Raw genomic sequence first — 14,932 nt, 5'->3', positions numbered from 1 at the left:
TTGCCATGGATGTTATGGAGGCTATATGGCCCTACCTGATGCACTACTCGACCGGCTTCGCCGCGTAAAACTGCTTGCCCTGGATGTAGACGGCATACTGACCGATGGTCGCCTCTACTTTCAGGCCGACGGCATCGAAATTAAAGCGTTTCACACCCAAGATGGGCATGGCCTGAAACTGCTGAAGCGCGTTGGCATCCATGTCGCCCTCATCACTGGCCGCGACTCACCAATGGTCAGCCAACGGGCGGTCGCTTTAGGCATTAGCCATGTATATCAGGGGTGTGAAGATAAGCTGACCACGCTGCGGGCACTCTGCCAACGCCTCGACATCACCTTAGAGCAAGTTGCTTACTGCGGTGACGACCTTCCCGATCTTGCGCCCATCAAACGTGCTGGTGTGGGCATTACAGTGCCTAACGCTCCGGATTACATGCACACCCACGCCGACTGGATCACCGATCGTCTTGGCGGCCATGGAGCGGTGCGTGAAATTTGCGATACGCTGTTAACCTCTCAAGGGCACTGGGATGCCGTGCTCGATACGTACCTACACGGGCACTCATAATGGGCTTTAGGGTAAAAAAGCGGGTTTGGATCACGGTGATGGTCGTCGCCTTAGGCGGCGTCCTCGTCTGGCTAGACCCCCGTGGCCCCCAGGAGAGTGAGATTGACCAGGAGGCACGTGCCCAGGAGCCCGGGCACGCATTAGAGAACGCCGAGATTACCCTATTTGGCGAATCGGGCGCTATTCAACAGTCCTTGGTCGCCCCACGACTGGTGCATACCCCACAAACCGCCATCACTGACGTAACATCACCACGCGCCACGCTGTTTGACAGCGAACAGCGAGAGTGGCTAGCCACCTCAAACACCGGGACCTTAAACACCGACACCCAGGCACTGACACTCAACGGCTCTGCGCGACTACTCGCCCCGGAAGAGGGCTGGCAGCTCGACACAGAGCAATTAAACTATGATGGCGTCACGCGCCATGCCTGGAGTGATACGCCCGTGTTACTGCAACAGCCGCCTCAGCGCATGGAAGCATCACGTATGGATGTGTGGCTAGATGACAGCCAGGTCCGTTTGACCAACAACGTGCGCGGCGTCCATCCGCCTGCCACTCGTTCCCCCTAGGAGTCGCGATGAATGCCTCAATCCGCACTGCCCTCTTTGCACTGACCCTACCGCTAGCCACTGCTGCCCTGGCTCAAAGTCAAGCACCGATCCAGGTAGAAGCTGACCGCCTCGACCTCGACCAGCGGGCAGGCACAGCCGTCTATTCCGGCAATGTGGATATTCGCCAGGGCGAAATGCAATTGCGCGGCGAACGCGTAGAGATCCTGCGCAATGATGCTGGTGAGCTTTCTCAAGCCATCGCTACCGGCGAACGTGCCTACTTACGCAACCAGCTGGATGACCAAGAAACGCCCATGGAAGGCTGGGCACGGCGGATTATCTACCACGTATCAGAGCGTCGGGTAGAGTTAATCGATCAGGCAGAGCTGACCCAGCAAGGGGACCGTTTTCAGGGCGGGCGCTTAGAGTATTTTATTGACCAGGAAGTGGTTCAAGCACGCTCTGATGTTAGCGGCAGTGACAACCAGCGTATCCGTATGACACTTCAGCCTGAACAATAGGGAGCGGCCACGTGGCAGCATCAACCCCCACAGATTCTACCCCGGTGAAAACGCTCTACGCGCATCATTTAGCGAAGAGCTACAAACGTCGCCGTGTTGTAAAAGATATTAATCTAGAAATCACCCAGGGCAGCGTCGTTGGGCTACTGGGCCCTAATGGTGCTGGCAAAACCACGTCGTTCTACATGATTGTGGGGCTAGTCAAATCCGATGCAGGTAGTGTCGGCATTGACGACCTGGATCTCACTCACGCGCCTATGCATGAGCGCGCGATAGCAGGAATTGGCTACCTGCCCCAAGAAGCCTCCATTTTTCGCAAGCTTTCGGTGGCCGATAACATCATGGCGATCCTGGAGACGCGTAAAGAGCTGGACCGCAGCGCCCGAGAAGCACGCCTTGAATCCTTGCTAGAAGATTTCCACATTACCCACATTCGCGACAACCTGGGCATGAGCCTTTCCGGGGGCGAGCGTCGACGGGTGGAAATCGCCCGCTCCTTGGCCACCGAGCCCGCTTTTATTCTGCTGGATGAACCCTTTGCAGGGGTAGACCCTATTTCCGTCGGTGAAATCAAAACCATCATTCGAGCACTGAAGAAACGCCATATTGGCGTATTGATTACCGACCACAACGTGCGTGAAACGCTGGATATTTGTGATATTGCCTACATTGTTGGCGACGGACATATCATTGCCAGTGGAAACTCCCAGGAAATACTCAATAACCAGAAGGTTCGAGAGGTCTATCTAGGGGCAGATTTCCGCCTTTAATACGCGACCCGCACAAACTTTTCTTTTAGTGGCATGCTTATTGCACTTGCACCGAGCCATAACTCGCTCTAGGGTGGAGCTTTCTGATTAACGAGTGGTTCTCAGATGGTCATGAAAGCTTCTCTCCAATTGCGTATCGGCACACAGCTGACCATGACACCTCAGCTGCAGCAGGCGATCGCTCTGCTACAGCTATCGACGCTGGACCTTCGTCAAGAAATTCAGCAAGCGCTGGATGCCAATCCCATGCTCGAGCAAGAGGACGAGTTTGGTGAGCAGGCGGTCAGCGAGCCTCAAGAGGCCGAGTGGTCTGAGAGCATTCCTAATGAGCTCTCTGTAGACAGCGACTGGTCGGACACCTACCAAGACATGGGCAGCCTGGGCGGCAGCAGTGAAGGGCCTGACTTTGAGCGCCAAGCCGCTGGACAAAGCCTTCACGGTCACCTGCTATGGCAACTGGCCATGACCGACTTCAGCCCGCGGGAATATGCAATCGCGGAAAGTCTGATTGATGCACTAGATGCCAATGGTTATCTCACCCAACCGCTTAACGACATCCGTGAAGGGTTAAAAGCCCAAGGCCACGACAGCTTAAGCCAACGGGAAGTGGAAAACACACTGTTGCGCTTACAGCAATTTGAGCCCACTGGCGTGTTTGCCCGCGACCTACGCGAATGCTTAATGCTGCAGCTCGCGGCACTACCCGAAGATACACCGCTATTGATGCCCGCTAAACGACTGGTGCGCCAGTTTCTAGAAGCGCTGGGCAAAGATGATATGCGGTTACTCAAACGGCGTTTAAGCCTGGATGACGAGCAGCTTGATGATGTCATCCGTTTAATTCGCAGCCTTGACCCACGCCCTGGCAGCGCCTACGGCATCACCGACGACAGCTATATCACCCCTGATTTAGTGGTGCGTCATGATCATGAAGGCTGGCATTTAGAGCTAAATCCAGAAGCGCTACCGCGATTGCGCATTCAGCCCGATTACGCCAGCTTGATCAAACGGGCGGATAAAAGCCAAGACAACCAGTTCCTCAAAGAGCACTTGCAAGAAGCGCGCTGGCTAATCAAAAGCCTCTCCAGCCGTAACGACACGCTGTTACGCGTCGGCCGCGAGATCATAGCGCGCCAGATTGGCTTTCTAGAGCATGGTGAGGAGGCGATGAAGCCGCTGATTCTGGCGGATATTGCCGAAGCGGTAGAAATGCATGAATCCACCATTTCCCGTGTGACCACCCAGAAATTCATTCATACGCCCCGGGGCGTATTTGAGCTCAAGTACTTCTTCTCAAGCCAAGTGAGCGGCCAAGACGGCGGTGACAGCCACTCTAGCACTGCCATTCGCGCGCGTATCAAAAAGCTGATCCAGGAAGAGTCGTCTGGCAAGCCGCTGTCAGATAGCCGCTTGGTGACGCTGCTGGAAGAGGGCGGTATTAGCGTTGCACGACGCACAGTGGCGAAATATCGCGAGTCGATGGGTATTCCTTCATCGAGTGAGCGCCGCCGTTTACGCTAGTTAAACGGTACGCTGATACAAACTCGTCGTGAGGGCTTTGCAATAGCTCAAAAAGGGTTACAATCGAAGTACAGCCCGATGGATAAGGAGCACGTCAATGCAAGTAAACATCACTGGTCATCACGTTGAACTGACTGACGCCTTGCGTGACTACGTTAACGAAAAGCTGGAACGCGTCGAACGCCATTACGACAACATCACCACGGTGCAAGTAACCTTATCTGTTGAGAAGGAGCGCCAGCAGGCAGCCTGCACACTGCATGCCGCCGGAGCAGACCTTCACGCCGAAGCGCTTGATAACGACATGTATGCCGCCATTGATGCGCTAGCGGACAAAATTGATCGTCAACTCGTTAAACATAAGGAAAAAGCACAAGCTCGCGCCCAGGGCGCTGGCGTGCGTTAACTCAATGACGTTGGAAACCATCCTCCCCCCGGAGCGCGTGCTCTATGATGTGCCCGGGGGCAGCAAAAAACGGGTGCTGGAGTTCTTCAGCACCTTTATCGCCCAAAACACACCCAGCCTAGACAGCCAAGAGGTGTTTAGTCGCCTTATTGGTCGCGAGCGTCTAGGCAGTACGGGGATAGGCAACGGGGTTGCTATCCCCCACGCTCGCAGCCCCCACTGCAGCGCACCTATCGCTGGCTTTTTAAAACTCGCGGAGCCAGTCGATTTTGACGCCATTGATGGCGACCCAGTGGACTTGGTCTTTGTTTTACTGGTACCAGAAGAGGCAGATGACACTCATCTTGCGCTACTGGGCCAAGTAGCCACTATCATGAACGATGCCAACACGCGTCAGCAGTTGCGTAAGGCCAGCAGCCAACGAGAGCTTCTGGCATTGATGACCGCTAAGATTCGAGAGCAAGCAGCGTAAGGTTTTAGCGGATTCATACAGCGCAGCCACTACTTATTTCCACGTTTAAAAGCCAAGAGAAACGCTATGCAACTGGTGATCATTAGCGGCCGTTCTGGGTCCGGTAAATCTATCGCCTTACAAGCGCTGGAGGATCTTGGCTATTACGCTATCGACAACTTACCCGCCATGCTGTTGGGCTCGCTCATTGATGAGCTACGAGAACAGGGTGAACGCACTCGCATAGCGGTTAGCATTGATGCGCGCAACCTACCAACAGCGCTTGAACGCCTGCCAGCACTGCTGGAAGAGCTGCGTCAGCGGGAAATCCGCTTTCAAGTGATCTATCTGACCACGGATGCGCGCATTCTTTTGGAGCGCTACTCCGCGACTCGCCGTCGTCACCCGCTAACGCGGGATAGCGACATGACCTTGGAAGAGGCTATCGATAAAGAGGAAGAAACACTCAATGAGATCCGCGATCTCGCCGATTTATTGATCGACACCTCACGCCTATCTGTCCATGATCTGCGCCGCCGCATTACTGACCAAGTCGCTCACCAACGAAAAGATCAGTTAACCCTGACGTTTGAGTCGTTTGGCTATAAGCGCGGTGTACCCATGGATGCCGATTTAGTCTTTGATGTTCGCTGCCTACCAAACCCTTACTGGGACCCTACTCTCCGCCAATATACGGGACGAGATGCGAATATCGTGGCTTTCCTCAGCGGCTACCCTATCGTCGAGGCAATGTCGAAGGATATCCAGGCGTGGCTGGAAAAGTGGCTACCTGCCTATCAGAATAGTCAACGTAGCTATATGACCGTGGCGATCGGCTGTACCGGCGGCCAGCACCGCTCTGTCTATATGGTGGAACAGCTCGCACAAAAGCTGGTCAAACAAACTGGCGAGGTGCAGCTACGACACCGCGAGCTAGGCCTACAGTACACACTGAGCGAAGAGCCAGCGGCCCCCTGCCTCACACCTACCGCTATCAGCACGCCCTGAGCGATAAGACCCAGAGCAAGACTCAAGCATCAAGACCCACTCGGCAAAAAGGAACCAGAGTGCCCGAAAGAACGTTAACCCTTACCAACCAGCGCGGCCTTCATGCACGCGCGGCCACCAAACTGGTGAAATGTGGCCAGCAATTTTCTGCGAACATTGTCGTTTACAAGCAGCAGCAGAAAGCCGATGCCGCCAACATTATGTCGCTACTCATGCTGGCGGCCCCTTGTGGCACTGAGCTGATCGTCGCTGCTGAAGGAGATGACGCCGAACAGGCGCTTGACGCGATTGAAGCCCTGTTCGACGCTCGATTTGATGAACACCAGTAACCTAACTCATCAAACCTATCTCAACAGTGTTAGCTGCCCGCTACTGTCATCGCATCAATAAGCCAACTGCCCGTGTGAATACTGCCACGGGTATCGGTATCGTCTCCTACGCCAGCCAGCCCCGCGAACATCTTGTTTAGATTACTGGCAATCGTAAACTCCTCAATAGGGTACTGAACCTCGCCATTTTCCACCCAGAACCCTGCCGCACCGCGGGAGTAATCGCCGGTCACGCCGTTCACACCTTGGCCCATCAGCTCGGTCACCCAGATACCACGCCCCATCTGTTTCAACAAGTCGGCCCTCGGCGTTAACGGTGCCAACAGACGCAGGTTTCGCGCCCCTCCTGCATTGCCTGTTGACTGCATACCCAACCGACGCGCGCTATAAGCAGAGAGCATGTAGCTTGCGACGTGGCCTTGATCAATAAATCGGTTATTGCGCGTTTGCACCCCTTCCGCGTCAAAGGGTGAGCTCGCCATTGCCCCTACCTCCATCGGACGCTCTTCTAGCCCAAGCCACTCAGGAAATAACGGACTGCCTAAGCGGTCACATAAAAATGACGCTTCCCGGTAGAGCGCGCCACCCGCCAGTGCACCCATCAGATGGCCAATTAGGCCGCTGGCAAGCGTTGGGTCGAACAGCACCGGAAACGTGCCAGTGGGGGGCTTCTGAGCACCAAGCCGACGCAGCGTGCGTGCCGCTGCTTCGCGACCTACCGCTTCCGGCTCTCGCAAGTGCTGAGGGTTACGCGCCGAGGTATAATCATAATCCCGCTGCATCCCCTGCTCATCTTGAGCAATCAGCATGCAGGAGAGCGAATGACTACTCCCTTTCTGCGTCCCTAAAAAACCGTGGCTATTGGCATAGACACGCACGCCCTCTCCACTGGAGAGAGAAGCCCCTTCCGACTGGTGAATACCCGTCACCTCTCGGCCTGCCTGCTCACAGCGCAGTGCCAGGTCAATCGCTTCATCGGTGGAGAGCGCCCAAGGATAGTGCACTTTAAGGTCTGGCAAATCGGTTGCCATTAACGCTGCATCCGCCAAACCAGCGGCAGGGTCTTCACCCGTATAGCGCGCAATGGCCAACGCCTTTTCTACCGTGGCTCGGATAGAGGCACTGCTGGCATCGGTTGATGAAGCACTGCCTTTACGTTTCCCGACATACAGGGTCACCGCAATGCCCTGGTCGCGGGAAAGCTCAACGGTTTCCACCTCTCCTAAGCGAACACTGACGCCTAGCCCCTGGTCCACACTGGCGCCTACTTCAGCGGCATCTGCCCCTAGCTGCTTTGCCAGGGCAAGCGCCTCTTCCGCGCGCTTTGTCAGCAGCGACTGCTGCGCCGATGCATCAAATGCCTGTGCCATATGGCCTCCTTTTCGCCTGAATCGCATTGGCGAATCAATGTTGTGGTCGCAGCCTGATATAATGCTGCGAACGAATCTAATCTGTGAGTTCTTATATGCCGAAGCAACGCCCCGAGCCTATCGATATCGATGAACAAGAAGAGCGCCCGAGTAAATCTCAGCTAAAGCGTGAAATGCATGCTCTTCAAGCACTTGGCGAAACCTTAATTGCCATGAGGCCCGCTGAGCGGGCGCGCTTCCCTCTCTCAGACGACATGCTGCGAGCCATCGAAGAGACATCGCGTATTCGCTCTCACGAAGGCCGTCGCCGCCATATGCAATACGTTGGCAAACTGATCCGTAAAGAGGATCTGACGGCCATTCAGGGTGTTTTCGATGCCATCGAACAAGAGAAAGAGCAGCGCGACCACGCGTTTCACCGCCTGGAAAAATGGCGTGACCGTATGGTCGATGAGGGTGATGACGGCGTCGACCTATTTATGGCCGACTACCCTAACGCAGACCGACAAGCGCTGCGCCAGCTAGTGCGCAACGCTCGCAAAGAACGCGAACAGGGCAAGCCCCCCACGAGTTCACGCAAGCTGTTTAAACACCTGCGCGATACGCTCGCCTTGTAAATAAAACGGCGCTTAAGACGACTGCGTGCCACCTACGGTCAGCTCATCCAGTTTTAGGGTGGGCTGGCCAACCCCCACCGGCACGCCTTGTCCCTCTTTACCACACACGCCAATACCGGTATCCATTTCCATGTCATGGCCAATCATTGACACACGACCCATGGCCTCAGGCCCATTGCCAATCAACGTGGCACCTTTTACCGGGACGGTAATTTTACCGTCTTCGATCATATAAGCTTCACTGGCAGAAAAGACAAACTTACCCGAAGTAATATCCACTTGGCCGCCACCAAAGCTCACGGCATAAATACCGCGTTTTACACTTTTGATAATGTCAGCAGGGTCATCCTGCCCCGCCAACATGACCGTGTTGGTCATACGTGGCATGGGGAGATGCGCAAAGGACTCACGGCGAGCGTTGCCCGTGGGAGCCATCTTCATTAAGCGTGCGTTTAGCTTGTCCTGCATATAGCCGGTCAAAATGCCGTCTTCAATCAATGGCGTGTACTGCCCGGGAGTGCCTTCATCGTCAACACTAAGCGCACCGCGACTATCCGCCACCGTGGCATCATCAACCACCGTGACACCCTTAGCGGCCACGCGCTGGCCCATACGGCCCGCAAAGGCGGAGCTGCCTTTACGGTTAAAATCACCTTCCAAACCATGGCCTACCGCTTCATGCAGCAGAATGCCCGGCCAACCAGCGCCTAACACAACGGGCATCTGCCCTGCTGGCGCATCCACCGCCTCAAGATTCACCAGCGCTTGGCGCACGGCCTCTTTAGCGTAGCGCTCAGCAACGCCCTCATCACGTAGACGCGACATGGAGTAACGGCCGCCGCCGCCAGCGCTACCACGCTCACGACGGCCATTTTTAGCGGCAATCACGCTCACGTTAAAGCGCACCAGAGGACGAATATCAGCCGCTAAGGTGCCATCGCTTGCATGGATCAATACTACTTCGTAGGTGCCCGACAATGACGCACTGACCTGGGTAATACTGGGATCAGCCGCCCTGGCAACGCGGTCGGCCTCTTTTAGCATGGCCACTTTGTCTTCTGCCGAAAGGCCCGCCAAAGGGTCAATCCCAGCGTAACGGGACGCCGCGCTTACGGGCGTCACTTTCTGGCTTGGCAGCTGCTTACCGCTACGCACAATGCCGGACGCGGTGCGGCCAGTGTCCATCAGCGCATCAGCGGTAATTTGGTTGGAGTATGCAAACCCAGTTTTTTCGCCGGCCAGCGAGCGCACGCCAACGCCGCCATCAATGTTGTAGCTAGCCTCTTTCACTTCGCCATCTTCCAGCACCCAGCCCTCTTGCCAGGTACGCTGAAAGTAAAGGTCTGCATAGTCAATCCCCGCTCCCATGGCGTAGCCAAGGCCTGCATCCAGAGCGTTCAAATCGAGACCACCTGGCGTTAGCAAAATGGAAACAGCGGACTCTATATCGCTTTTATGTGCGGTCATTGGGGGCCTTCTAAAGTCACTTGCGGCGAGGTCCAAGGGCCTCGCACGCGATAATAAATAGTGGTCGCTTGATCCAACGCATCGCCAAAAAGTTGGTCGGCAATGAAAAGTGCGCCTCCCACAATGGGAGCACCGACAGCAATGGCGGCAATGGGTAAACTTTGGCTCACGGGCAGTGTGACGCCGAGACGCTGATCAAGTTCACGCGCTAAGAGGTTAACACTTCCCGTCAGCGTGAGCGTGGTGGCGGGGGCATCAATTTGTAGGGGGCCACGCAGTAGCAGCTGGCCCTGCGCCACATCGGCAGCACCATGCACACGATCAAAGGCAGTCCCCTGACCGGTTAAATCCGAAAAATCAAATCGTAGGCGACGCAGAATGTTATCAAAGTTGAGCAGCCCTACTAAGCGGGCAGGCGTTGATTCAAGCGTTACAAAACGTCCGTCACGAATATCTGCACGCATTTCGCCACCCGCTCGACTTAAATCCATTTGCCAGGGAGCACCAGGCCACGTTAATTCAGCGGCAAGATCCGTGGTACGGCTACGCATAGCGACGGGCTGATTGAGTCGTTCTAACGCGGTGCCTACATCGCCGCCTTGAATGGAAATATCCGCTCGGGTACGGCTATTGACGGCATTGCCTTCCCAAACCAGTTCGCCACGCGCAGAAAGCTGACCAAGGGTTAAGCCCACCGGTGATAACGAAAAACGACGATCATCGGTTTGCCAATAAGCCGTTAATGGGCCCAAGCGCGTATCTTCAACGCTCAACTCCGCCAAACGAAGCCTGCCATTGGGCAACGCTGCCAGCCAGTCAGGGATCGGCACCGCTGGCGCATGCTGCGTCTCTATGGCGTCTACCCAAGAATTTGGCGCGGCAGCCGTAGCATCGTGCTGCTTGGCGGGCAGGTCCAATAAGCGATCCAACACCAGCCTGCTAATGGCAATATCAAGCGGCCTCTCACTTGCTGGTTGGTAATCGACACGCCCTGACAATATGTCGCCACTAAGCTCAAGCGCTGCACGCTGACCTGTGAGCGTGCCGGAGGCATTAAACGAACCAAAGCACTCATCTCTAAAGCGCAAGCAGTCAGCGCGCAATGCAATGTCTAATGGTGTGTTCTCGCCACCGGAGGGAGAGACCGATGCCCTGCCGGACATCAGCGGCGACAGTGCCGCGTACCATGCCATGGGGTCGAGGGTTTCAACCCCGGCCTCCAAGCGCCAACCGGGCTGACTAGGCCAGTTGGGGCGCTGCACTGCGTTTCCAAGCACGGCCTCTATCGCAAGAGAACCGTCATCTTGCATCAAGAATCTTGCCGCTGCTTTATCAGCAATCTCGGTGGACACTCGCCCCCTATCAAGCTCAGCTTGCAGCCGCCACGGCCATGGCTGCTCACGGGTTTTAGTAAAGGGTTCGGGCAAAGAACTGGTAATGCCTATCAAGCGACTCTCTAATGATAACGTTGGGTTGGGAGCCAGGGAGACCATACCCTGCCACTGGGTTTGCCCATTGATCACTTGGCGGGCTTGCTCAGCTGGTAGCCCTGCCAGCGCCAACAGCGCAGAAGCCTCAACACCCCCCTGTAGAACAATGCGCTCATTGGTCATCAGCTCTGCACGAATATCGCCACCTAACCACTGCGCCACCAACACTCCCAACACTGAATGCTCTTCACCGACCTGCTGCCAGTTGAGTGCGCCGCCCACATGACGAAGGTCAATGGGTGCCGATGCATACGTCACATTCGCAAGGGCTGGCCGTGCATTAATCTCCAGCTGGAGCGCCTCCACATTATCCAGCGGAAGCACCAGGGCAATATCCCCCTCGATAGTGCCGTTAACAGACAGGTCACTGAGTGGTAGCGCCCCCATCTCCGGCATCGCCTGCACAAAATTCAGCAGTGAGGAACCATCACTGTTCAGACGCCCCGACAGTTGCAGCGGCTGCTCTTCCTCCATGCGGATAGCCCCCTGGGATACTTCAACCCCCTGGCTTTGGGCATGATCCACCTCCGCTTGCAACACGCCTCCCTTCCATAACAACCGCCCTGCCACGTCTTCTAATCGCGGCCACTCCGGCGCAATGGGCAAGTGGCCTTGGGTAATCTCTAACGCCAGTGTTGCCGAGAGTTGATCCGATGAAGCTGCAGGCCCTAGGGGCTGGCTAAGCTTTAGCGACCCCTGAGGCACCACACCACCAATATCATTGGCCAACCACTCCCTAAGCGATGGCTCAAATGCCTTCATAGGTAGCCACTGGGAAAGCGGGCGAGACAGCGCATCCACATCGGCAAACGTAATGTCCAAGCCAAATTGCCCGCTCTGTTGACCCGTAATAAGGCCAAACCCGCCACTGATCCGAGCGCCGTCCCAGTCCACATTCAGGTCGCGGCCGCTAATCATGGTGTTGGGGCCGTCGTACACCCACTCCACCACGCCCTCGGCATGACGCAGCTGCATCGGCACTTCAAACAGTTCAGGGAAATAAAGGATGCTGTCGCCTGCACTACTAAAGGTCACGCGACCACGAAGATCTCGAGCCTGCACCCAGGCATCCAAGGGCCCGCCTCCTGGCGCCTGCTGCCAGGGAAGCACGGCTACGTTGGTCAGCGCCGCGTCGACGCCCCAGCGCCCCTCTCGCTGCCCCAGGCGAAGGCCCTGCACCTGCCCTCGTGGCGAGAGCGTTTGCAGTACACGTGTCAGCGACTCTGGCAGTAACGCATACTCACGCCAGGCGGCTAGTGATGAGAGTTCAAAGGCGCTGGTTCGAAGCTCCCACCGCCCCGGCTGATGTGACAAGTACCAGTGGCGCGGTAGCGCCGGACCATCACTAATTCCCTCAGGCTGAGCCCACTCAACGGTTTCAGCATTGCCACTGAGCCAGGCCTCGCCGCCTTCGCCATCACGTAGCCACTGCCCACTGGCTTGAATATTGCGCAATACCGCATACTCAACATCCTTACGCAGCGTTAACTCAGGAATATCGAGCGCCAATCGGGCATCGGCGAGTGCGCCCTTATGCCAGCGCCCCCATAGCTGCACCTGCCCCCCTACTTGTTCCACAAAAGGCATTTGATCGGGTCGAAACAGAGCCGCTAACACCACCAGGTGATCGAGCTGCATATCCAGCTGTAAGGCCGCGGAGAAATCGCGAAAGCCCTGCTCGCCGGGCTGCATTTCAGCGCGCATGGACATCGCGGGAAGTTCGGATTCAGCCGTATCAGGCGCATCAACAATGTTCAGAGCCCCCTCCAACCGGGTGCGGCGCTGATCACCATTTAACAGCAGCGAGGGAGCATGCAGCATGACCGTTTGCTGCTGGCCGTGCAGCATGACACGGCTGTTATCCACCCATAACCGCTGACGCAGTAACAGGCCAGCCCAGGCATCTAACGACTCAAGATTGACGTCAGGCTGGGGGGCAACACCCAGCGGCAGTGTGGCCGGCGCAGGCCACCCCCAAGCAGCATCATCCTGCTGGTAGAGGTGGAATTCGAGACCAAACATACGGGCGTCACTAAAAATCGGCGCTAGCTGTCTTAAACTTGCCCAGACATCCAGACGCAACGACAAACGATCAAGCGATATCAACGCCTGATCGTCTAATGTTTCCGCATGGAGGCTGTCGAGCTGAAAATGCAGGTCGTTACGCTCTAGAGAGAGCGCAACATGCTCAATCGTCACGGGCACGCCCATTCGCGCTTCCAGAAGTGCTTCTAGACGCGGAGTGAGCGCATCTACTTGGCTGGCGAAGAGCCGCAGCACTAATAGCAGCGCCGCCAGCGTTCCCAGCAAAGCGGCACTCCCTATGAGACAACCGCGTAAAAAGGCGCGTGATGCCATCATTACATCAGTACGATGTCGTACTGCTCTTGGGAGTAGTGTTGCTCTACCTGAAAACGAATCGTTTTATTAATAAACGTTTCCAGATCAGCAACAGCAGCCGATTCTTCATCTAGTAGGCGGTCCACCACCGGCTGTGATGCCAACACCATGTAGGTTTCAGCACTATACGCCCGCTCTTCCCGAAGTATCTCGCGGAAAATCTCATAGCAGATGGTTTCAGGCGTTTTAAGCGTACCGCGCCCACCGCATGTAGGACATGCTTCACAAAGCGTCTGTTCAAGACTTTCGCGGGTGCGCTTACGGGTTAGCTGCACTAACCCAAGCTCGGTAACACCGGTACATTTGGTTTTAGCATGGTCACGCTCTAGCGCTTTTTCAAGCACCCGCAGTACCTGGCGCTGGTGCTCCACATCAATCATATCGATAAAGTCGATGATGATGATGCCACCTAAATTGCGCAGCCGAAGCTGACGCGCAATCGCCGTCGCTGCCTCTAAATTGGTTTTGAAAATAGTCTCTTCGAGATTGCGGTGCCCTACATATCCACCGGTATTCACATCGATGGTGGTCATCGCCTCGGTGGGGTCAATGACGAGATATCCGCCTGACTTGAGCTGCACCTTGCGCCCGAGCGCCTTTTGGATCTCATCTTCAACGCTATAAAGATCAAAAATCGGGCGCTCACCGGGGTAGTACTCGATGCGGTCAACGGCATCGGGCATAAACTCTTCAGCAAACTCTACGAGCTTGACGAAGTTTTCCCGGGAGTCGATGCGTACTTTCTCAATATCATCACGCATCACATCCCGAAGCGTGCGCATGAACAGAGGCAGGTCGTCATAAATCACGCTAGGAGGCGTGGCGGTAATCTTGCGCTCGCTCACCTTGCGCCAAATACGTAGCAAGAAGTACATGTCGCTGGCCAGCTCTTCGTCGCCAACGCCCTCTGCCGCCGTTCGGACAATAAAGCCCCCCGTCACCTCAATAGTCTGCTCTTCGATACTTGTATCCAGTAGCGCTTTCAAACGCTCACGCTCACGCTCATCTTCAATGCGCTGTGACACGCCATGATGGGGCGAATCAGGCATGTACACCAGATAACGAGAAGGGATCGACAGGTGAGTCGTCAGCCGCGCCCCCTTCGTACCAATGGGGTCTTTGGTGACCTGCACTACTAGCGACTGCCCTTCGTGCAGTAGCTGCCCAATAGTCTGCTGCTCGTCGCTGGGTGTGCCTGGCGGCATGACTTCGTGGGCATGAATAAACGCTGCTCGCTCTAAGCCAATATCAACAAAGGCAGCCTGCATTCCAGGCAGCACGCGCACCACTTTGCCTTTGTAGATATTGCCTACGATGCCACGGCGGCGAGAACGCTCTATGAGCGCTTCTTGCAATACGCCGTTTTCTACCAGCGCAACGCGAGTCTCCATGGGCGTTAAATTTATGAGGACTTCACCACTCATGCAAAATTCCTTGTTGGATGTCCTATTCCTTGCCAG

Annotated in this window: 14 protein-coding genes; 10 read left to right on the top strand and 4 right to left on the bottom strand. The window is 55.8% G+C overall.

Translation table 11 applies throughout. The features are described from left to right. Positions 1 to 25: 25 nt before the first annotated feature. From IEW65_RS04860 to IEW65_RS04820, 9 genes are all read left to right on the top strand, one after another. A complete protein-coding gene (locus tag IEW65_RS04860; protein ID WP_188638377.1) occupies positions 26 to 568 on the top strand; it encodes a KdsC family phosphatase in 543 nt (180 codons plus the stop codon). Then, positions 568 to 1,140 carry an LPS export ABC transporter periplasmic protein LptC gene (gene lptC / locus IEW65_RS04855; protein WP_188638376.1) on the top strand — a complete coding sequence of 191 codons (573 nt, stop codon included), beginning with the start codon at positions 568 to 570 and terminating at the stop codon, positions 1,138 to 1,140. Before IEW65_RS04860 ends, lptC begins: the two co-directional genes overlap by 1 nt. Before the next feature lie 8 nt (positions 1,141 to 1,148). Further along, on the top strand, positions 1,149 to 1,643 hold the full coding sequence (gene lptA / locus IEW65_RS04850) for a lipopolysaccharide transport periplasmic protein LptA (protein WP_188638375.1): 495 nt from the start codon (positions 1,149 to 1,151) through the stop codon (positions 1,641 to 1,643). Between the two features lie 44 nt (positions 1,644 to 1,687). Beyond that, positions 1,688 to 2,413, top strand: coding sequence for an LPS export ABC transporter ATP-binding protein (gene lptB / locus IEW65_RS04845; protein ID WP_188638871.1), 726 nt, complete (start codon positions 1,688 to 1,690; stop codon positions 2,411 to 2,413). A gap of 105 nt (positions 2,414 to 2,518) precedes the next feature. Further along, positions 2,519 to 3,934 (top strand): RNA polymerase factor sigma-54, encoded by a 1,416-nt coding sequence (locus tag IEW65_RS04840; RefSeq protein WP_188638374.1) that lies wholly within the window; start codon positions 2,519 to 2,521, stop codon positions 3,932 to 3,934. Positions 3,935 to 4,031: 97 nt separating this feature from the next. Next, a complete protein-coding gene (hpf, locus tag IEW65_RS04835) occupies positions 4,032 to 4,340 on the top strand; it encodes a ribosome hibernation-promoting factor, HPF/YfiA family (RefSeq protein WP_027335376.1) in 309 nt (102 codons plus the stop codon). Positions 4,341 to 4,344: 4 nt separating this feature from the next. Further along, the gene (gene ptsN, locus IEW65_RS04830) at positions 4,345 to 4,812 is read left to right on the top strand and encodes a PTS IIA-like nitrogen regulatory protein PtsN (RefSeq protein WP_188638373.1); all 468 of its coding nucleotides are present in this window, start codon (positions 4,345 to 4,347) and stop codon (positions 4,810 to 4,812) included. A gap of 66 nt (positions 4,813 to 4,878) precedes the next feature. Continuing rightward, a complete protein-coding gene (gene rapZ / locus IEW65_RS04825; protein WP_188638372.1) occupies positions 4,879 to 5,799 on the top strand; it encodes an RNase adapter RapZ in 921 nt (306 codons plus the stop codon). A 59-nt stretch (positions 5,800 to 5,858) separates the two neighbouring features. Next, a complete protein-coding gene (locus tag IEW65_RS04820) occupies positions 5,859 to 6,128 on the top strand; it encodes an HPr family phosphocarrier protein (RefSeq protein WP_188638371.1) in 270 nt (89 codons plus the stop codon). Positions 6,129 to 6,157: 29 nt separating this feature from the next. Here IEW65_RS04820 and pmbA read toward each other — a convergent pair whose 3' ends face one another. Next, positions 6,158 to 7,498, bottom strand: a complete 1,341-nt coding sequence (gene pmbA / locus IEW65_RS04815) for a metalloprotease PmbA (RefSeq protein WP_188638370.1) — start codon at positions 7,496 to 7,498, stop codon at positions 6,158 to 6,160. A gap of 95 nt (positions 7,499 to 7,593) precedes the next feature. Between pmbA and yjgA the strand changes: the two genes are divergently transcribed. Continuing rightward, on the top strand, positions 7,594 to 8,115 hold the full coding sequence (gene yjgA, locus IEW65_RS04810) for a ribosome biogenesis factor YjgA (protein ID WP_188638369.1): 522 nt from the start codon (positions 7,594 to 7,596) through the stop codon (positions 8,113 to 8,115). 12 nt (positions 8,116 to 8,127) lie between these two features. Here yjgA and tldD read toward each other — a convergent pair whose 3' ends face one another. From tldD to rng, 3 genes are read right to left on the bottom strand one after another with little or no spacing between them, the layout of a single operon-like run. Beyond that, positions 8,128 to 9,582, bottom strand: coding sequence for a metalloprotease TldD (tldD, locus tag IEW65_RS04805; protein ID WP_188638368.1), 1,455 nt, complete (start codon positions 9,580 to 9,582; stop codon positions 8,128 to 8,130). Continuing rightward, positions 9,579 to 13,382, bottom strand: a complete 3,804-nt coding sequence (locus IEW65_RS04800) for a YhdP family phospholipid transporter (RefSeq protein WP_308421445.1) — start codon at positions 13,380 to 13,382, stop codon at positions 9,579 to 9,581. Before IEW65_RS04800 ends, tldD begins: the two co-directional genes overlap by 4 nt. A gap of 50 nt (positions 13,383 to 13,432) precedes the next feature. After that, positions 13,433 to 14,896 (bottom strand): ribonuclease G, encoded by a 1,464-nt coding sequence (gene rng, locus IEW65_RS04795; protein ID WP_188638367.1) that lies wholly within the window; start codon positions 14,894 to 14,896, stop codon positions 13,433 to 13,435. Positions 14,897 to 14,932 lie beyond the last annotated feature (36 nt).

This window comes from Vreelandella lutescens (assembly GCF_014640815.1).
Taxonomy (GTDB): Bacteria; Pseudomonadota; Gammaproteobacteria; order Pseudomonadales; family Halomonadaceae; genus Vreelandella; species Vreelandella lutescens.
Note: the sequence above shows the minus strand (reverse complement) of the source record. Positions and strands in the feature narration are given on the sequence as shown.